Here is a 20139-nt window from a genome sequence, read left to right on the forward strand (position 1 = left end):
TTTATGGAAGCCACAGTAAAACCAGCCCATCAAAAAGAATTATTTGGCCATCCAGCAGGTCTTTATATTTTATTTTTTACAGAATTATGGGAGCGCTTTTCCTATTATGGGATGCGAGCCATACTAACTTTGTATATGCTTGCTAAAGTAAGCTCCGACAATCCTGGTCTGGGCTGGGAAGAAGGTAAAGCGCTTGCCACTTACGGATGGTATACCATGCTTGTTTATGTGGTTTCTATTCCAGGTGGAATTATAGCCGATAAAATATTAGGGCAGAAAATGTCAGTCATGATTGGGGGTTGGCTTTTGGTAGCAGGACACGGAGTATTATCTATAGAACAGGATTGGGCCTTTTTTGGAGGGCTCTTACTTATTGTACTTGGTGTTGGTATGTTGAAGCCAAATATTTCTACGATGGTAGGTGGTCTTTATAAGGAAGGCGATCCAAGACGGGACAAGGGATTTTCTATTTTCTATATAGGAATAAATGTAGGTGCTGCTGTAGCAGCTATACTGGTTGGCCTTGTTGCTAAAGAATACGGTTGGCATTATGGATTTGGTTTAGCGGCTATAGGTATGGTTTTAGGACAACTGGTCTACATTTTTGGACAAAGGTATCTTACTCACGTTGGAAATAAACCTAGTAGTTTGATGAATACTGATGAACCATCGGTATCCATCAAAGAGATTTTTCAAAGAATGCTGTCTACCAAGAAATCGCTGGCCGTATTAGTCTTACTCATTGCGCTTTCGTTTGTAATTCCTATTCAGTTTATGGAAACTGAAGTTTCTGCATACATCATCTTTTTTATTTTCCTTTCGGTTGTTGTAGGATTTATGATGACGGTTTACGAAGATTTGAGCGGTAAAGTGGAGAAGGACAGATTCATTGTGTTATTGCTTTCTTTCTTAATTGTCATTGTATTTTGGGGTGCCTTCGAACAAGCCGGTGGTTTATTGAATATCTATGCCGAACAGAAAACAGATCGATTTATAAGTGGCTGGGAAGTACCAGCAGCTTTTCTTCAGTCTCTTAACCCTACCTATATCATTATTTTTGGTATTCCTTTAGCAGGATTTTGGGCTTGGATGAAACGTCGCGGTAAGGAAGCGTCCTCTATTTTTAAAATGGCGATGGGGGTCATTATCATGGGGCTGGGATTTGTCTTTATGGTATTTGCTACTATGGATTATGATGCGAATGGCGAAGCTGCAATTTACTGGCTTATTTTTGCTTATCTACTTCACACCATCGGTGAGCTTTCCGCTTCTCCAGTAGCCTTGTCGTTTATTACAAAATTGGCACCATTGCGTTATGGCGCCTTAATGATGGGGCTCTATTTTGCAGCTACAGGCTTAGGGAATAAGGTGGCTGGAATCATAGGAGAGTCTTCTCAGGCAAAGCGTATTGTGATAGAGCTCAATGCAAACCAAGAACAATTATCACGATTTTTTGAAAATGATGCTGCAGAAGAAGCTTTCGAAAACAATAAGGCCTTCACTATTGAAACTCAATTGTACACCAATTCTACTGGTGAAGTTGTTTTTGAAGAGGTAAATACTGAGGAAAACATCAATTCTATCTTTAATTATGAAGGAGAAGACTCTCAAAAAGAATTAATAGACAGGATTGAACCCTACAATTCTTCGGTCGATGATAAACTATTGACGTATTTGAAATTTGATTACAAGGACGGTAGGTATTTAGGTAGAGTAGATGTGGATCAGTTTCAAACCGATTTAGAATTTAAAACTTTTGCAGGAATTATTGCCTTTACTGTTGCTTTTGGTATATTGGTAATACTATTGCTTAAACCTCTAAAGCGCTTAACTCATGGAGCCGAAGAAAAAGAAATCGAAGGTCTGGAAGCAGAAGGCTTTGAGCTTGCAGACGACGAAGTAAAATAACCACTATGAAGTATCTACATTTAGTTTTAATGCTGTTTATAATCAATTCTATTCATGCTCAGATTGAATGGATGACTATGAATGAAGCTTTGGAAGCCCAGCAAAAGAAGCCTAAAAAAATATTTGCAGATATTTATACCGATTGGTGTGGCCCTTGCAAGCAGATGGATAAAAACACCTTTTCGAATCCGGATTTAATCAAATATGTAAATAAACACTATTATCCAGTCAAGTTCAATGCTGAAGGGACAGAAAAAGTGACCTATCAGGATTTCGATTATACCAACCCAAATTATAAACCAGATCGGAAAGGAAAGCGAAATGCTCAGCACTTCTTTGCACATGCTTTAAAAGTCAATGCCTATCCTACAGTTGTTTTTTTTGATGAAGAGTCTAATGTTATATCTCCAGTTGTAGGGTACAGAACGGCAGAGCAACTTGAGATTTATCTTAAGATGATTGCTACAGACGCTTATAAAGAGCTTAATACTCAAGAAGCATGGCAGGAATATCAATCAGATTTTGAAGGAACTTTCAAAAACTAGTCTTTAGGAAAAATAAAGGCCCCATTTTCCCAGGTGGAGTGAAATTTCACATTGAATGTCCTAGCGGTATTTTGCCAGCGTTCTACATCAGACTTGTAATTACTTCCATCGGCAATGATCTGCTTAGGTTTTATTTCTGAAATAACTCTATCCAAATTGATATTTGGTGAATTTTTGAGAAGAACATAATAGGGCTCAAAGCCTTGCTTTGGGTAGACTGCTGTACTATCCAAGACAAAAAAAGCTCTGTGCTCATTAAATTTATAAATTGATTTAAAGCCTTTTAGCTCAACAGTGTCAACTCCTTTAAGGGTTTTATAATTCTTGATATGATAAATTCCCATAATAGAATCTTTAGGATAAGTTTTATCACTGTACAAATTCAGAAAAGAACCATTCAAAATTCCTAGTTGAGAGGTTCTATAGGTTTGAAAGATAACGTGTTCTTTCTGTTGAAGTTGATTACGAAATTCTAAATGAGTTATTACTATTACAGCAAGTAGAGACAAGTTCAGAAGAGAATAGCTTAGTAATTTTCGTCTCGAATTCCAGAGGATTAGACTAAAAAGTAAGAGTATGCTAGTGATGAGCATTGATTTTGTAAAGTAAATGTCTGAAAAAACAAGATCTTCTTTGGAGGAAATCCAATTGACAATGGCCAATAACAGATCTAACAGATATCCATATAGTGAACTTAAAAAGTCAGGTAGACTATCTGTAAGACTCAACAAAATCATCAAAATACCACCTCCTAAAAGAATCCCTAGCCCTGGTAGAATTAACAAATTACTTAAGATAAACAAGCCAGGGAACTGATGAAAATAGTAAAGGCTTAGTGGCAAAACACCTAGCTGAGCGGTAATAGTCACTGTTATAATGTCCCATATCTTTCTATCCAGCCAAAATTTAGGTCGGTAAATTTTTGAAAGCCTAGATTGTAGAGTGACGATACTCACCACGGCTAAGTAGCTTAATTGGAAACCCACCTGGAAGATAAAATAAGGGTTAAACATCAACAGGAATACTGCAGACATGGCTAAAGTATTTATCGCGCTGGTTTTTCGTCTGTTATTGAGAGCAAAGCTCAAGAAAGAGAACATGACAGCAGCCCTCAAAACAGAAGGCGAGAAGCCGGCCAGAGTTGCAAACCCCCAAATTCCAACTAATACGAAACCACCCCGGTAGAACCTGCCGTGTTTAAACCTAAGAAACCCTCTTGACAAAAAGCGTAAAATAATAAGTATAATCCCTACATGTAAGCCAGAAACTGCCAGAATGTGAACTACCCCAGCTTTGGAAAATCTATCATAGGTTTCTGGGTCTATATCTTGTTTTTGACCAAGAAGAAGAGCCTGTATGATGCCCATTTGTTCTTTGGTAAAATTGTGATTTTGTAACGACTCCTTTATGTTTTGTCTGGCTTTCTCTCCCAGGCCTACAAAACTGAACACAGCCTGTTTTTCAACCACAATTTCATGTATTTTTGAGTCGATGACATGGCTCATCTGTTGCGTTGCCATATAATCTTTGTAATTAAACTGCTGAGGATTTTGGGGATCTTGAAATGCTTTTAGTTGACCAAAACCTGATAGTTTGGAGTTTGATTTTATCGGTGTTCCTGAAGACACAGGAATTTGAAACAAAACTTTGCCACTCACCGCTTGTCCGTTTAAGGATTGTAAATCAACTTCAAATTTGTCTTTATAAGCATTTGGCTTAAGTGTTTTTACAACTTTTCCTTCAAAACTGATGTACTCGTCCTGTAATAAAACCTTTGGTAATTTGTGAGTAAAATGTGCCTTCTGGTGTTTTGGTAAATGTGTTTTGGTTTTAATGAGGCCTAAGCTACAAACCAATAAAAGGGCAATACTTGAAAATACTAATTTCAATTTTGAATGCGATCTAGACATCAAAAATGAAATAATAAAGAGAACAAAGAGAGATAAACTTAAATAGAAATAAACTGAATAAGTAAACCCAAAATCTGTGAATCCTAACCAAATTCCAATGAAGAATACTATACACACTTGCAGTAAAGAAAGGTTAGCATACTTCATCATATGTAAGTCTAGATTAATAAATCACTCGCCTGCTTTTTACGTAATTTTTTTTCCAATAGGGATTGTTGATAGAAGAAATCATGACACCCTGAGACGTACTTGAATGAATAAAATCAATGGTTTTATTAGTTTTGTTTACAACCAGTCCTACATGATTTACCCTTCCGCCTCTTTTGGAAGTTCTAAAGAAAATAAGATCTCCTTCTTCAACTTGTTTCAGCTTTACCTTGTCTCCAATTTTTGACATTTGCCGGGTTGTTCTTGGTAATTCAATACCGTATCTTGAAAAAGAAAGCTGTAATAATCCAGAACAATCCATTCCAGACGGAGCCATTCCTCCATATTTGTATGGAGTTCCGAGATAAGTCTTTGAATAATTGACAATACTTGTAACTTTATTTGCTCTCTCAATTTCGGCCTGCTTTGCTTTTTTGGAACCACCGCAGGATATAAGTACTAAAGCAAAGGCACAAAAAAGTAAATTAAAGTATCTTCTTTTAAGACTATTAGTTATTGCCAAAACTTCCAGGATTTCTTTTTTTGTAAATTTTCTCCATACCCATACCCATATCCATAGTTGTAGGCATTTATTCCGCTTTCATCCAATCCGTTGATAACTACTCCCATGTTTACAAGCTTTTTTTGGTCTTGAATGTCTCTGATATGTGGTAACAATCTTGTGTCTGTATAACCAGCTCTTGTGATGTATAAGGTTATATCCGCATATTTGGATATCAGAATTGTATCGGTCACCAGAATAGTTGGTGCTGTATCGATTATAACGTAATCATATTTTAGTTTTGCCTCTTCAAGTAGCTGCTTAAATTTAGAACTCATCAACATTTCAGCTGGATTTGGAGGAATATCACCTGAGAGGATAACATCCAGATCCAATTCATCAATAGCATTTTTGATGATCAACTCCTCAAAGGAAATACTATCATCGTATAAGTAATTGGAAACTCCAATATGATCTTTTCTTAAGTTGAGATAATTATGAATCTGTGGGTTTCTAAGGTCACATCCAACTAATAAAACGTTCTTTTTGGCCGCTACAAGGGATGAGGCAAGATTGATAGCTACAAAGGTTTTACCTTCACCTTTAGTCGTTGAGGTCACAAAAACCACCTCAGAATTTGATGCTGAATCCTGGCTCTTCATGCTCATAAAATTGAGGTTGGTCCTCATGATCCTGAAAGATTCTGCAATCGATGATCTGTCATTAGGTAAAATTACCTTATTTTCTTTTTCTTGATGTTGAGGAACTTCTGCAACAATAGGCATATTAGGTAAAAAGGCTCGTATCTGGTCTTTGGTTTTAATTTTGGTATCAAACAAGAAGAGTATGTAAAGCACTCCAAAAGGAACTACAAGGCCAATAACCATGCTGGAGAGAAGTATGATTTGAGATTTTGGACTCACGGGCGTTGGCTGGGTGTAAGCATAATCTACTACCTTTATAATTGGTGCTGTAATAGCGTAGGAAAGTGCGGCCTCTTCTCTTTTCTGAAGTAAAAACAAATAAAGCTTTTCCTTAACTGCTTGCTGGCGTTTTATGTTTCTTATTTCTTTTTCCTGCTCTGGTAGTTTTCCAATATTTGAATCAAATTCACGCTCTCTACGTTTTACTTCTTTCAGAGAATATTCTAGACTGCTTATGTAATTATTGATGGTGTTGAGAATGTTTTTTCTCAGTTGACCAATCAACTTTTCGGCCTCTTTTACGGTTGGATTTTCAAGCGTAGATGATATAAGTAAGCGATCTCTTTCTAAGATTTTCTCATTGTAGGTTTGAGTAAAACTGTTGATGTTATCATTTGTAATTCCTATGCGTGCTGGAAGCAAATCATATTCGTCCTGTCTTAAAAGCTCTTCTTTAAAGTTTTTGGTCAACGACAGTTGGTTGCTTATTTCGAATACTCGCAATTCTGCTTCAGAACTTTTACCAAACAAAGCGGTGGCGTTATTCTCAATTTCTACAATGTCATTTTCACTTTTAAAACTTACAAGTCCGCTTTCTACCGTATCCAGTTCACTTACCAGAAACTCCAGACGTTCTATGACAAATTCTTCAGTTCTCTTGGCTACCAATCGGTTATCATCAATTCCATCGGCATTAAATTGATCGATAAGCGCATTCAGAATGGCTTCATTTTTAGCTTTGTTTTGACCTTTCATAGAAATGTCTAAAACTTCACTTCTGTCACCAAGAGGTTCAACGCTGACCTTACTTGTAAGCGAGCTTACGGCCTGAGATAAAGAACGGAAATTGAAGTTAAACGTAGATCCCTTGAGCTGGGTTATATCTCCATTATAATCTGGATTAAAATTAAGTACCAGTGGATAGCCTTCCACATCCATGGGTTCTCCTACAGTAAATTTCTTTGAAAAATTTGTTTCTGGATTTTTGATCTCAAATTCGTTCAAAGATGAAAATTCAACCGTATAAAGTGGCGTCCCTGTATCATAGACAGAGTCATTTTCTATCCACGAGACTTTAAATGGCCTCTCATCTTCCCAAATTTCTGAACTTTTAAAATTACCAGATTTGAAATAGCTGCTAGTCAACCCCAAGGTTTCAACCACCTTTGTTGAAATCCTTCTAGATTTTAAAACACTTCTTTCATTTTCTAAATTGACCTTACTCATATCTATGAGCGGGGAGCCACCCTGTAATCCAGATAAATCAAGCCCGCTTTGATCTTTAAGAACTTTTACCTGAGCATTGGTTTGATAAATATTTGTTGAATACCGTAAATAGATAAAGGCGAGAGACACTGATATGACAAGACAAATGATAAACCAGGGCCAGTATTTTAAGTACTGAAGTACAATTTTTTTGAGGTCTTCACTGCTGTCTTCCGGACTTGAAGCTGAATTAAGATGTGAGTTTTGGTTTTCCATAAGAAGAGGTTATCGAGCAAGTAATACTATGGCAGAGAATATAATGGAAATAACTGAAATGACAGTACCAACATTTCCTACAAATCCAGCGGATTTAACACGTGGATTATTAGGTTCTACATAAATAATATCGTTGGGCTTAATAAAATAAAATTCTGTATTTACCCAATCAGATTGTGTAAGATCAATTCGCTTGACCTCCCTTTTCTCTCCTTCTTGGCGAAAAATCATGACGTTTTCTCTTTTCCCATTTATGGTCAAATCTCCTGCCAATCCAAGGGCCTGTGGTAGGGTCATGTTTTCTTCGATGATCTCAAAAGTCCCGGGCTGTCTCACTTCGCCCTGTACTGTGAACTTGTAATTTATGATTCTAACATTCACTGTTGGATTTTTTATGTAAAGAGATAGTTTCTCTTCAAGCATGTCTTGTATTTCCTGAGTAGTTTTACCCCGGACGTGAATTTTTCCTAGCTGTGGAAAATTGATTTCTCCGTCACTGTTGACCAAATAGCCGGTTAATTTTAAAAGTTCTACCTGACGTGGCTGCATAGAAGTATTTTCACCTGTATTAAAGCTGAAAGGCAATACACTTTCTGGATTTAAGGCAGCTGTCGAGATATTTAAAATATCATTGATTTGTATTTTAGGATGAGAATTAATCGATTCAATTGTAGAAAATTCTCTATCATCAATATCTTGATAATACACGATTTCTTTTCTTGTCGAACAGCTCATGATTACAAGTAGCAACAGAAATAGGAAGGATTGTTTCATTAAGATTTTGTTAATCAAATTTAATACAAATAAGCGCAATTTTTTATTTAAAAGAAAGTCTTTTGGTCTTAAAACTAAATATATACGTAAATATGTTTTTAATAAAGCACAAAGTGGACAAGTGTCAAATTTATAAGTAAATTTGCTTATCCATTTGAATCTTAACCAATTGAAATGAACTTTATCCTTGTACTTAAGCGCTTCAGCTTGCAAATTTTAAAACGACTTGCCCGCAACTATGTGCCTAGATTCGTTATACTCTTAATTGATATATGTATTTCCATATTATCGGCCCAGTTTACTTTTTTTCTTATCTCCTCGGTAAGTGAAGGTAAACTTAAGTTCGTTCACTTCAATTGGGAATTTGTCTCCTTAGTTACCATTCAGATTTTATTTTTTCTGATTTTTAAATCTTACGCAGGTATAGTGAGATATACGGGATTCAAAGATTCTATAAAACAGCTGCAAACTACAATTACAACGGTTGCCTCTCTTATAATTATCAACGAGATCATTTACAGTGTTTATCAAACCAAAATCCTTGTCAATGGTGGTGCGATAATTTATGGATTTATTGTTTTCTCCATGTTGTTTTTGTTTCGAGTGATCGTAAAAAGAGCTTATCAACTTATTTATGCAGATTCTACTTCAACCAAAGCTTATTTGTTAGGAACTAGCCTCACAGATGTTGCTTTAGCAGAAAGCATTATTTCAGACTCAAGAACTAGTTTTGATATTGTGGGTTTTATAAGTGAAATTACTAAGTTGAAAAGAACAAGAATCCTTACTCTCCCAATCGTCACTTTAGAACAATTAAGCCATAAAAAAATACGAGGAGGAACTTCTGTAATCGTCTCCAGTCAAAAGTTAAGAGAATTAGCAATTGCAGATTCTGATATATTGAATCAACTTCTGGAGTTGAATCTCAAAATCTATAAACTTCCAGATCTTCAGGATTGGAGCGGAGAATCCATTTCTTCTGAAATTAAAAAAGTTAATCTGGAAGATCTACTTCAAAGAACACCCATCAAACTTCAGCGCGAGAAGCTGAAGTCCATCTACAAAGACAAGGTCATACTAGTGACAGGAGCGGCTGGATCTATAGGTAGCGATATTGTGAGACAGCTCATTCGCTTTGAGCCCAAAAAAATATTGATGCTAGATCAGGCGGAAACCCCACTACACCATATGAGCTTAGAATTGGAATCCAATTATCCAAACCTTCATTTTGAAAAAATTATAGCCAACGTTAGAAATTACAAACGCCTGGAGGCCATATTTGATCATTTTCAGCCAGAAGTTGTTTTCCACGGAGCTGCCTATAAGCATGTGCCAATGATGGAAGCCAACCCGATTGAGGCTTTGGATGTCAACTTTATGGGAACAAGAAATCTGACAGATCTAGCTGTAAAGTTTAAGGTCTCCAGATTTGTTTTTGTTTCTACAGACAAAGCTGTAAACCCTACAAACATCATGGGGGCTTCCAAGCGGAGTGCCGAAATATATTTGCAGTCCATTGCAAGAGACAAATCGATTACTACGCGATTTATAACTACACGATTTGGAAATGTGTTAGGTTCCAACGGATCTGTAATTCCTCATTTCAAAAAACAAATAGAAAATCTTGGTCCTGTGACCGTTACTCACCCAGAGATTACAAGGTATTTTATGACCATCGACGAGGCATGTCAACTTGTGCTGGAAGCAGGAGCTATGGGGAACGGTGGTGAAATTTATGTGTTTGACATGGGAAAACCAGTCAAAATAACAGATCTCGCTAAGCAGATGATTCGCTTGTCTGGATTTGTTCCTTTTGAAGATATCGATATTGTCTACACGGGCTTAAGACCAGGAGAAAAGTTATATGAAGAACTACTGGCAGATAAAGAAAATACCTTACCCACTCATCATCAAAAAATACTGATAGCTAAAGCAAGCTATGACTTTGATAGTGAAAAATTGATTTTACTCAATAACCTTCAAAATCAAATCTCAAATAATAACGTATTAAAATCAGTGGAAGTCCTTAAAAAGCTAGTGCCCGAATTTATACCTCTAACAGAATCCGAACGGCAAAAAAACGCAATTTAAGTTATACCTCGAGTTGTTTACTCACCTGAGCATTTATCCAGGTTAAAAAGTCTTCATCTTCTTGAGAAAAAGCTTTTTTAGTGTGGGAATCAATATCAATTTGTCCAATATTTTCTCCATTTACGAATAATGGGATCACCACTTCAGACTTTACGTTTATACTACAAGCGATATAGTTATCCTGAGCCGAGACATCATCGACCACAAAGTTTTGGTTGGATTCTGCTACTTGACCGCAAATTCCTTTTCCAAAAGGGATAATGGTATGGTCGGTAGGTTCGCCTGCAAAAGCCTTTAAAATGAGTTCACGTTTATCACCGTTTTTAAAATAGAAACCAACCCAGTCATACGTTTCAACTTTAGTTTGAAGCAGGTCACACACTTCGGTCAATCTATGGTTAAGGTCTAGATTCTCTTGCGTAAGAATCTTTTCAATTTCTGGCTTTAAATTCTCGAAACTCATAATATTACAATTTTGCGCAAAAGTATTTATTATAATAGCATTTCAGATAGGCCATTTTCTATAAATTTGTTAAATATTTTCAAATCAACCTGATGTGCAATTTGACGTCAGAAACTTGAAATTAGACCTATAAAGTTGGAAATTTTTAAAAAAAATAAAGCGGTAATCAAGTTCCTGGGGATTTTCTTTGGGACCTATATCGTTTTTACGCTTGGTTACCAGTTTTACCTAGACAATGCAGATTCAGAGGTCTATTTTCCAGAACCCATCACTCATATCGTCGCTTTACAAACTGAAAGCCTGGTCAATTTCTTCGGTTATGAGACGAAAATGATTCCCAGTCATTTTGATCCGTCTATGCGATTGGGAATCGATGGCAAATACCTTGTAAGAGTGGTAGAAGGCTGCAATGCTGTAAGTGTAATTATATTATTTTTATCCTTTATTCTGGCTTTCAAAAAAGACTGGAAGACTACTCTGCTGTTCATATTTGCCGGAAGCGTTTTGATCTACGTTTTCAATGTGTTGCGCATAGCTCTCCTCACCATAGGGATTTATGAAATCCCCAAATACCAGGAACTTATGCACGGTACTTTATTCCCGATTTTTATTTATGGATTTGTCTTTTTGCTTTGGATTTTTTGGATAAGAAATTATAAAACTAACCTAAACACAGTCGATGAGTAAGCTCCTTAGATTTGGATTGATAGGCATTCTTATTCTTGGCTTAGCCCTGGTTCGTTTTTTTGAGCATGAGTTGTTTCCAGATGCCTTGCTAGAGTTCTATAGAACTGAGTTTAGTTATGCGGAAGCTCCACAATTCAATACATTTCACGTGTTATTCAATACTGCTACAAGGTACTTATTCAACACAGCTCTATCCTTAGCCATTATATGGTTAGCGTTTCAATCCAAAAGAACACTTTTGTTTTCAGCGTCTTTTTACGGGCTTGCCTTTGTGGTTTTGATGGCTACATTATGGTTCTTTATCAGCGACATGCAAAAAGAAAACTACCTTATTATTTTCTATATCCGCCGTTTTTTGATTCAGCCTATCTTTGTATTAATTTTATTACCAGCCTTTTACTATCAAAAGAAAAATGTCAGAGAGAAATAATTGCTTACTTTTGTAGTGTGAAAACTTTAGTTTCCAAAATAGCATCCCTTTTCTTGGCACTTCTCGTGCTGTTTTCTACCCTGTCTTTCACGGTAGGAATTCACTATTGTGGAAACATCATGATGGATAAAGCGGTTTTAGCTCAAGCTGAGCCTTGCGAGATGCATCAAAACCATCCTTCAGAAGAAAAATCTGAGTGTTGCGATGATGAGGTTGAAATCATAGAAGGTCAAGATGAACTTCAGTTGTCTAAGGCTGAATTTGATCTCGATATCCCTTTGGAATTTGCGATATTCAGCTTGATACATTTCAATTTACTTGATTTTCCTTCTCAGGAAACTGCATCAACTGAAATTTACGACCCTCCCCAATACCATCGGGATTTTCAAATTTTACATCAAGTCTTCCTTATTTGATTTATTAAAACTTTTCTGTCATCTCGTGTGGTTTCAATTCGTTTTTGGCAAAAAACAAATTGAAATTGTATCGAGAGCTCACTGCGTAATGGTTCTCGATACACTGTTTTTGAATTCCGCAAGGCTTCATTCAAAAAACCACTCGAACAGACAATAGCTGAAACCACATTTAACATTTCAAAAAAAAGGTTTTTTAATATCAAATACTTATGTTGAATAAGATTATCAAATTTTTTCTGAACCAGCGCCTGGTGTCATTTATACTATTGGCTGCAATCGTCATTGGCGGCTTGATGGTCTCACCCTTTCAATGGGCAGATTCATTTTTGCCTAAAAACCCCATTCCTGTAGATGCGATTCCTAATACAGGCGCCAATCAGCAAATCGTGTTTACCGAATGGCCAGGGCGTTCTCCTCAGGATATCGATGACCAGATCACCTATCCGTTAACTACCTATTTGCTGGGTTTGCCTGGCGTAGAATCGGTGCGTAGCAATTCCATGTTTGGCTTTTCCAGCATTTACATCATTTTTGAAGACGATGTCGAATTCTACTGGTCGCGTTCTCGTATTCTCGAGAAACTCAGCTCCATTCCTCAGGGACTTTTACCTGCTGAAGCCAAGCCCACGTTAGGCCCGGATGCCACGGCTCTTGGTCAGGTCTTTTGGTACACGCTAGAACCCAGAGATAAAAACAATGAACCCACTGGAGGCTGGAATCTCGACGAAATCCGAAGCGTACAAGACTTTTATGTGAAATACGGCTTGAGCAGTGCCAAAGGCATTTCTGAAATTGCTTCAATCGGTGGATTCGTGAAAGAATACCAAATCGATGTCAATCCCGACGCCTTGAAGTCGTATGGGATTTCCTTGATGCAAGTCGCTAAAGCGGTGAAAGAAAGCAATCGGGATGTAGGAGCCAAAACTTTAGAAATCAATCAAGTCGAATATATCGTTAGAGGTTTAGGCTATTTAGAAAACCTTGAAGATTTTGAATCTATCGTGGTTGATGAGTATCAAAACGTACCGATTTATCTAAAAGATGTCGCCAACATTAAAACAGGTCCGGCACAACGTCGTGGTATTCTCGACAAGGCAGGCGCCGATGTGGTGGGTGGTGTTGTGGTGGCTCGCGACGGCTTCAATCCCATGCAGGCCATTACCAATATCAAAGAGAAAATTGAAGAAATTTCTCCTGGTTTGCCCAGTAAAACACTGGCAGACGGCACCGAAAGTCAGCTGAAAATTGTGCCTTTTTACGACCGCTCCGAATTGATCAATGAAACCATTGGAACGCTGGAAGAAGCCATTAGTTTACAGTTGATTATCGCCCTTTTGGTGGTGATTATCATTGTGTTCAACTTGCGGGCTTCGGTGGTGATTTCGGCGGTCTTACCGATTTCGGTATTACTGGTGTTTATCGCCATGAAATTCTTCAATGTGCAAGCCAATATTGTGGCCTTATCTGGTATTGCTATTGCCATCGGGACCATGATTGATTTGGCGATTATCCTTTCTGAAAATGTCTTGAAGAAATTGGAAGACTCACCAAAAAATTCCTTAGTCAAAAACATCTACAAAGGTTCAGCCGAAGTGAGTTCAGCAATTTTAACGGCGGTGTTAACTACCGTCATCAGTTTTGTGCCTGTGTTTGCCTTGGAAGCTGCCGAAGGAAAACTCTTTATTCCCTTAGCTTATACCAAAACCTTTGCGCTGATTGCGGCGTTTTTGGTTACTGTTTTAGTTTTGCCAAGCTTGATGTATTTTGCTTTCAAGATTAAAATCAACAAAACAAAAACAGCTTATTATCTCAATGCTTTCTTAGGAATTATAGGCGTTTGGACGATTTTTTATGAATTTTGGTTAGGGGTATTTATTTTGCTTTATGCCATAAGTTATTTCGTTTCCTACCAAACTTATGCAGAACAATTTAAGCTTAAAAACCTTCATTTTTATGTGTTGGTGGCAGGAGTTTTAGTGTTACTTTCCAATTTTTGGTTGCCTTTAGGGCCACAACAATCCATGTTCTCGAATATTGTTTTTGTAGGAATTTTGGTAGGTGTGTTACTGACGTTTTATTTGTTACTGCAACGGTATTATGAACAGATTTTGACGTTTTTTTTAAAACACGTCAAAGCCTTTTTAGTACTTCCCATTTTTGCGATTTTTATAGGATTAATGATTTGGCTCGGTTTTTCAAAGGTGTTTCATTATCCCCAACAAGCTTCCAATGCACTTGGTTTTGCAATTGAAGACACTGGGTTTTGGAAACACATGGACGAAACTTTCCCCAGTATTGGTAAAGAATTTATGCCAAGTTTAGCTGAAGGCAGTTTTATCTTGATGCCAACCAGTATGACGCATTCGGGTATCGAATTCAATAAAGATAAACTTCAACAGATGGATATTCTAGTGAAGCAAATTCCTGAAGTGGAAACCGTTGTCGGTAAATTGGGTCGTGTAGAATCGGCTATCGATCCAGCGCCCATTTCCATGTTTGAAAATCTGATTACGTATAAACCTGAATTTATCTTGAATGAAAATGGTAAACGCCAGGCTTTCAAAACAAATGCTGATGGGTTTTTTGAATTGAAGGGTTTAAAAACTCAAAATAATCAGGTTGAAATCACCAATAATTCTGAAGATGTGCTATGGTTTGATAATACTGAATTTGTTTTTCAGAATACATCGAATGAAGCCTATTCAGATGAAATTCAATCCAAGATTTTATTTGAAATAGAAAATGATTTCGAGCCGTTTTTAAGCGAAGATGAAGACGGCAACTACTTCAGAAACTGGCGTCAACATATCGAATCGCCAGATGATATTTGGAATGAAATTGCAGAGGTTACCAGGATTCCAGGCATTACTTCAGCGCCCAAATTACAACCTATTGAAACACGCCAAGTGATGTTGCAAACTGGCATGCGTGCGCCGATGGGCATCAAAGTCTCTGGTCCAGATTTAGAAACCATTGAAAGTTTTGGGCAACAACTAGAAGGCATTTTAAAACAAGTGGATAACATCAAAACCCAAGCGGTTTTCGCCGATCGAGTGGTGGCTAAACCTTATTTGCATTTAGAACTCAACAGGAAAAATTTAGCCCGATATGGATTGAGCATCAACGATGTGCAAGATTATATTTCTGTTGCTATTGGCGGTCAAAATCTTACCCAAACTGTGGAAGGTCGTGAGCGTTACAACGTACGTGTTCGTTATCCACGAGAACTGAGAAATACACCCGAGGTCATAGAAAATATGCTGATTTCTACCTCTTCTGGTACACAAATTCCACTGGGAGAGCTAGTGGATATTGAATATGAGCCAGGCCCACAAATGATTAAACGTGAAGAGACTTTTCTCAATTCCTATGTGCTGTTTGACCGTGCTGATGGCGTTGCCGAAGTCACAGCAGTGGAATCGGCAAGAGATGCTATTCTTGCTGAAATTGATAAGGGCAACTTAAAAGTTCCGAGTGGTGTGACCTACAGATTTGCAGGAAGTTTTGAAAATCAGGTGCGTTCTGAAAAGCGATTATCTATGATTATTCCTGTCGTTTTTGTCGTGATTTTCTTGATTTTATACTTTCAGTTCAAGTCGGTACGCATCAGTTTGATGGTGTTTTCGTCGATTGCTTTGGCCTTTAGTGGTGGATTTATCATGATTTGGTTTTATGGTCAGGATTGGTTTCTGAATTTCAGTTGGTTTGGAGAAAATTTGCGGGATATTTTTCAGCTGAAAACCATCAATTTGAGTGTGGCGGTTTGGGTAGGCTTCATTGCTTTATTTGGCATTGCTACTGATGATGCGGTGTTAATGGCCACCTATTTAAGGCAATCATTCAAGGCCAACCCGACCAAGTCTAAAGCAGAATTGCGCGAAGCGGTCATGGAAGGTGGATTGAAACGAATTCGACCAGCGGTGATGACTTCCGTAACTACCGTTATCGCCCTTTTGCCAGTCTTATCTTCCACAGGAAAAGGCTCGGATATTATGGTACCGATGGCGATTCCAGCCTTTGGCGGGATGTTGATGGCAAGTTTGACCTATTTTTTACTGCCGATTTTGTTCTATCTCGTTTACAGTAGAGTGTTGAAAAACACTTCAGAAATCGAACTCAAATAAATAAATAAAAATTTATGTTTAAAATTCAATATATAAAACCAGTTAGCTTTTCAACTCAACTTCTGTTGGTTGCTGTTTTGCTGTTTTTTGGTTTTCAGATGAAGGCTCAAAGCCTTGAAGAGTTGAAAACTGCTGCTGCTGAAAACAACTTAGAATTGAAAGCGCAATACAAGGCGTTTGAAGCGCGGCTAGAAGGAGTCACTCAGGCCAAATCCTGGCAAGACCCTAATTTGAGTTTTGGGTATTTCATCAGTCCGATTGAAACGCGGGTTGGACCACAAATCGCCAGATTTTCATTGACGCAAATGCTGCCTTGGTTTGGCACCTATAAATCCAAAGGCGATATCGCTGCCTACCAGGCTGAAGCAGAATTTGAAAAATTTCAAGATCAAAAATTGAAGTTATATCTCGATGTTGCTGAAAAGTACTACGACCTATCTGCGTTAAGACACATCGCTGAATTGGAAGCCGAACAGCTTCAAATTTTAAAAGATTTAAAAGCCATTGTGGAGTCCAATTACGAAAACAACAAAGCCATTTTGGTGGATATCCTGAGAGTCGACTTGGAGATTGATAAACAAAAAAGTAGCATTGAAGTGCTGAGAGAGCAGGATCAAGCATTGGTCACCCAGCTCAATCAATTGATGAACCGGCAATTGAAAACACCGGTTTTGATTCCAAATCCAGAACAAATTTTGGAGCAAAAAGACGTTATGGAAACAGATTCAATTTCTAAGAACCATCCAAGACTGGAAGCCATTCGGAACTTGCAGGAATCTAACAAAGCGGAACGTGTTTTAGCTAAAAAACAAGCTTTGCCACAATTTGGAGTCGGACTGGATTACGCCATTATTCAAGATCGCAATGTGATGGCCGCCGATGCAGGTCAGGATGCGATTATGCCCATGCTTTCGGTGAGTTTGCCCATTTTTGGAAAGAAAAATAAATCCAGAAAAAAGGCAGCTTCACTTCAAGGCGAGTCGCTCCAGTTTCAATTGGAAAATGAAGAAACACAAATAGCAGCAGAAATTCAAGTCGCTCAATACCAACGCGATGAACTTTTCAGTCTTTTGGACTTGTACGAGAAACAACTTTCGAGTTTAAAAGACATTTTACAACTTTCAGAAACCGCATTAGCCAACGCTTCCATGGAAATTGAAGAAGTTCTTCGCCTGCAACAAGAGCGTCTGCTTTATGAAAAGCAAAAAGCTAAAACGCTGGCAGATCTTCAAAAAATAAATGAAACCTTAGGTTACCTCACTTCAAATTCAAAATGATGAAAAATAAATTCAAAACATATGCAATCGCTGGGCTTATTTTAGGCCTTGGTATTTTTCTTGGTGCTACTTTATTTTCTTCTGAAAGCAATACCGAAAAACACGACCATGCTCATGAACAAAATGACGATTCGGTGTGGACCTGCTCCATGCATCCACAAATTCGTAAAGACGAGCCTGGCGACTGCCCCATTTGTGGCATGGATTTGATTCCTGCCAGCAAGATGGAAGATGGCGTCGATCCCGAAGCCATCAGAATGAGCAAAACAGCCCGTAAATTGGCTCAGGTGGAAACCATGACGGTAGGAGAAGAAGCTTCAAAATCGAACATGAATTTTTCCGGTCGCTTAGAAGTTAATCAGGATAATACGTCGTCCATTTCGGCCAATTTTAAGGCGCGAATTGTACGATTGTACATCAATGAAGAGGGTGAAGAAGTGCAAAAAGGGCAAGTCATCGCTGAATTGTATGCGCCAGAAATTCAAGTCTTGAAAGACGAATTAGAGTTAGCCACTCAACAGAACAATGAAGTTCTCCTGAAAAGCATCACCAAGAAAATTGAAAACTATGAGCTTTCAGTTAGCGACATTCAATCCTTAGAAAATGCAAGATTGAAATTGAGATCTCCTAAAAATGGAGTGATTTCAAGTCTAAATGTAAAGCAAGGCGATAATGTAAAGTCCGATCAAAATTTAATGCGCATAGCCGATTTATCCTCACTTTGGGCGATTATAGATGTGTACGAAAGCGATTTGAATCGAATCAATAATGGCGATGAGCTCAAGATTCGTATTCCCAATGAAGATAATGTAACGGGCAAAGTAACTTTTGTTTCTCCTGTTTTGAATGCCAATTCAAGGTCGGCTAAAGCGCGAGTGGTCATCTATAATCCGAATCGAAACCTGAAGCCTGGCGTCTTTATAACGGCTGAGTTGATGAATACAAAATCAGAATCTGCTGAAAACCAAGCTCTGATGGTGCCAAAATCTGCTGTGCTGTGGACGGGTAAACGATCAGTGGTCTATCAACAACTGGAGAATGAAAACGGCGTATATTTCAAAATGAAAGAAGTAGAAACAGGATCTTCTTCTTCAGATTTCATCGAAATCCTATCTGGTCTGGAGGCAGGAGATGAAGTGGTAACCCGCGGCGCTTTCAGCATAGATTCGGAAGCACAACTTTCTGATAAACCGAGTATGATGAATCCCGACGGCGGTTCTTCTTCATCTGGCCACAATCACGGGGACATGAAGATGAATGAGGATTCATCCGACTCAGATAAGGCTAATGCTGAAATTTCTTCTGAAGCTATTTCAGATCAAACCGATGAGGTAAAAAAACTCATCAATGACTACTCTGAATTAAAAAATGCCTTGGTTTCAGATGACTTTGAAACCTCAAAAGCTATTTACAAAAAAGTAAATTTTGGATTGTCTAAATTGGACCGCCAAACATTTAAAGAAGTTGATCAATTGAATGGTATTGACGATTTAAGAGATACCTTTATACAACTTTCAGAAGATATAATTGCAATGGCCAAAGCATCCAACCCAAATGGTGATGCGATTTACATTCAGCAATGTCCCATGGCCGATAGAGGCGAAGGCGCCAGATGGCTGAGTTTTTCCAAAGAAGTGAAAAATCCGTATTATGGAGCATCCATGCTAAAGTGTGGAAGCGTAATTGATTCTATTAATTAATTTTAAAGTTAAAAACCATGACACATACTTATAAAGTTTCGGGCATGACCTGCCAGCACTGTAAAGCCAGTGTAGAAGACAACATTAATAAATTGGAAAATGTGAAATCAGTGAGCGTTGATTTAGAATCTGAAAAAGCTAAAATCGATATGGAACAGCATATTGATATTGAAACACTGCAAGAAGCTCTTTCAGATAAATATAAGATATCCAAACAGTCAGATTTTGAAGATAAATCTGGAGAGAACATCCAGGATAAATCTAAAGCCGAGCAGTTGTTTCCCTTATTTTTGATCTTTGGTTACATTACGGCAGCTTCAATTTTATTGAATTTCCGTGACTGGGAGCTGAGCAGTTTTATGTTTGACTTTATGGGACTCTTTTATATTGTGTTTAGTTTTTTCAAATTTCTGGATTACACGGGCTTTCCAGAGTCGTTCAGAATGTACGATCCTTTGGCAAAAGTCTTACCGGCTTATGGGTGGGTGTATCCCTTTCTAGAAACGGCCCTCGGACTTATGTTCCTGATGCGATTTGAACTCGATATTGCTTTGGTTGCGACGATTATCGTTCTTGGAATTACAACTATTGGCGTGACACGCTCTTTGTTTTCTAAAAAAACAATCAAATGTGCGTGTTTGGGGACAGCACTTAATTTACCAATGACTGAAGCGACTTTTATCGAAAACACCATTATGTTGGTCATGGCGGTTTGGATGTTGTTGTTTTAGAAGTTAAAATATTTATTCTCTGTGATCTC

The 20139-nt window shown here is 37.8% G+C and carries 15 protein-coding genes; 10 read left to right on the plus strand and 5 right to left on the minus strand.

Features of this window, described 5'->3' with window-relative positions:
* The first annotated feature begins 3 nt into the window (after positions 1–3).
* Both LB454_RS09105 and LB454_RS09110 read left to right on the plus strand, forming a co-directional pair.
* The gene (locus LB454_RS09105; protein ID WP_262902779.1) at positions 4–1908 is read left to right on the plus strand and encodes a peptide MFS transporter; all 1905 of its coding nucleotides are present in this window, start codon (positions 4–6) and stop codon (positions 1906–1908) included.
* Positions 1909–1913: 5 nt separating this feature from the next.
* A complete protein-coding gene (locus LB454_RS09110) occupies positions 1914–2453 on the plus strand; it encodes a thioredoxin family protein (protein ID WP_224464355.1) in 540 nt (179 codons plus the stop codon).
* Here the strand turns inward: LB454_RS09110 and LB454_RS09115 are convergent.
* The 4 genes from LB454_RS09115 to LB454_RS09130 are packed head-to-tail and all read right to left on the minus strand — an operon-like array spanning position 2450 to position 8191.
* Positions 2450–4513 (minus strand): ComEC/Rec2 family competence protein, encoded by a 2064-nt coding sequence (locus LB454_RS09115; protein ID WP_322962863.1) that lies wholly within the window; start codon positions 4511–4513, stop codon positions 2450–2452. The genes LB454_RS09110 and LB454_RS09115 overlap by 4 nt on opposite strands.
* A 13-nt stretch (positions 4514–4526) precedes the next feature.
* A complete protein-coding gene (locus LB454_RS09120; RefSeq protein WP_224464357.1) occupies positions 4527–5033 on the minus strand; it encodes a C40 family peptidase in 507 nt (168 codons plus the stop codon).
* On the minus strand, positions 5024–7417 hold the full coding sequence (locus LB454_RS09125) for a GumC family protein (RefSeq protein WP_224464358.1): 2394 nt from the start codon (positions 7415–7417) through the stop codon (positions 5024–5026). The genes LB454_RS09120 and LB454_RS09125 overlap by 10 nt, the downstream gene beginning before the upstream one ends.
* 9 nt (positions 7418–7426) lie before the next feature.
* Complete coding sequence (locus LB454_RS09130; RefSeq protein WP_224464359.1) at positions 7427–8191, minus strand: polysaccharide biosynthesis/export family protein; 765 nt, start codon at positions 8189–8191, stop codon at positions 7427–7429.
* 174 nt (positions 8192–8365) lie between these two features.
* On the opposite strand from LB454_RS09130, the gene LB454_RS09135 reads away from it, so the two are divergent.
* Positions 8366–10282, plus strand: coding sequence for a polysaccharide biosynthesis protein (locus tag LB454_RS09135; RefSeq protein ID WP_224464360.1), 1917 nt, complete (start codon positions 8366–8368; stop codon positions 10280–10282).
* A 1-nt stretch (position 10283) separates the two neighbouring features.
* Here the strand turns inward: LB454_RS09135 and LB454_RS09140 are convergent, their stop codons facing one another.
* A complete protein-coding gene (locus LB454_RS09140) occupies positions 10284–10745 on the minus strand; it encodes a GAF domain-containing protein (RefSeq protein ID WP_224464361.1) in 462 nt (153 codons plus the stop codon).
* Between the two features lie 135 nt (positions 10746–10880).
* Between LB454_RS09140 and xrtF the strand changes: the two genes are divergently transcribed.
* From xrtF to LB454_RS09175, 7 genes are all read left to right on the plus strand, one after another.
* Positions 10881–11432: an exosortase family protein XrtF gene (gene xrtF, locus LB454_RS09145; protein ID WP_224464362.1), complete on the plus strand. Its 552-nt coding sequence runs from the start codon at positions 10881–10883 to the stop codon at positions 11430–11432.
* On the plus strand, positions 11425–11862 hold the full coding sequence (locus tag LB454_RS09150; RefSeq protein WP_224464363.1) for an exosortase F system-associated membrane protein: 438 nt from the start codon (positions 11425–11427) through the stop codon (positions 11860–11862). The genes xrtF and LB454_RS09150 overlap by 8 nt, the downstream gene beginning before the upstream one ends.
* A gap of 17 nt (positions 11863–11879) precedes the next feature.
* Complete coding sequence (locus tag LB454_RS09155) at positions 11880–12278, plus strand: HYC_CC_PP family protein (RefSeq protein ID WP_224464364.1); 399 nt, start codon at positions 11880–11882, stop codon at positions 12276–12278.
* Positions 12279–12487: 209 nt separating this feature from the next.
* Complete coding sequence (locus LB454_RS09160; protein WP_224464365.1) at positions 12488–16402, plus strand: efflux RND transporter permease subunit; 3915 nt, start codon at positions 12488–12490, stop codon at positions 16400–16402.
* A gap of 14 nt (positions 16403–16416) precedes the next feature.
* A complete protein-coding gene (locus LB454_RS09165) occupies positions 16417–17679 on the plus strand; it encodes a TolC family protein (RefSeq protein WP_224464366.1) in 1263 nt (420 codons plus the stop codon).
* A complete protein-coding gene (locus LB454_RS09170; protein ID WP_224464367.1) occupies positions 17679–19379 on the plus strand; it encodes an efflux RND transporter periplasmic adaptor subunit in 1701 nt (566 codons plus the stop codon). The genes LB454_RS09165 and LB454_RS09170 overlap by 1 nt, the downstream gene beginning before the upstream one ends.
* A 17-nt stretch (positions 19380–19396) precedes the next feature.
* On the plus strand, positions 19397–20110 hold the full coding sequence (locus tag LB454_RS09175) for a heavy-metal-associated domain-containing protein (RefSeq protein WP_224464368.1): 714 nt from the start codon (positions 19397–19399) through the stop codon (positions 20108–20110).
* Positions 20111–20139 lie beyond the last annotated feature (29 nt).

Origin of the sequence: Psychroflexus montanilacus, from assembly GCF_020164535.1 — a bacterium.
Lineage (GTDB): Bacteria > Bacteroidota > Bacteroidia > Flavobacteriales > Flavobacteriaceae > Psychroflexus > Psychroflexus montanilacus.

Coding starts and splice junctions, on each gene's coding strand:
- LB454_RS09170 (WP_224464367.1), top strand. CDS start 17,679: ATGAAAAATAAATTCAAAACATATGCAATCGCTGGGCTTATTTTAGGC.
- LB454_RS09160 (WP_224464365.1), top strand. CDS start 12,488: ATGTTGAATAAGATTATCAAATTTTTTCTGAACCAGCGCCTGGTGTCA.
- LB454_RS09150 (WP_224464363.1), top strand. CDS start 11,425: ATGAGTAAGCTCCTTAGATTTGGATTGATAGGCATTCTTATTCTTGGC.
- LB454_RS09175 (WP_224464368.1), top strand. CDS start 19,397: ATGACACATACTTATAAAGTTTCGGGCATGACCTGCCAGCACTGTAAA.
- LB454_RS09165 (WP_224464366.1), top strand. CDS start 16,417: ATGTTTAAAATTCAATATATAAAACCAGTTAGCTTTTCAACTCAACTT.
- LB454_RS09135 (WP_224464360.1), top strand. CDS start 8,366: ATGAACTTTATCCTTGTACTTAAGCGCTTCAGCTTGCAAATTTTAAAA.
- LB454_RS09130 (WP_224464359.1), bottom strand. CDS start 8,191: ATGAAACAATCCTTCCTATTTCTGTTGCTACTTGTAATCATGAGCTGT.
- LB454_RS09110 (WP_224464355.1), top strand. CDS start 1,914: ATGAAGTATCTACATTTAGTTTTAATGCTGTTTATAATCAATTCTATT.
- LB454_RS09105 (WP_262902779.1), top strand. CDS start 4: ATGGAAGCCACAGTAAAACCAGCCCATCAAAAAGAATTATTTGGCCAT.
- LB454_RS09125 (WP_224464358.1), bottom strand. CDS start 7,417: ATGGAAAACCAAAACTCACATCTTAATTCAGCTTCAAGTCCGGAAGAC.
- LB454_RS09115 (WP_322962863.1), bottom strand. CDS start 4,513: ATGATGAAGTATGCTAACCTTTCTTTACTGCAAGTGTGTATAGTATTC.
- LB454_RS09140 (WP_224464361.1), bottom strand. CDS start 10,745: ATGAGTTTCGAGAATTTAAAGCCAGAAATTGAAAAGATTCTTACGCAA.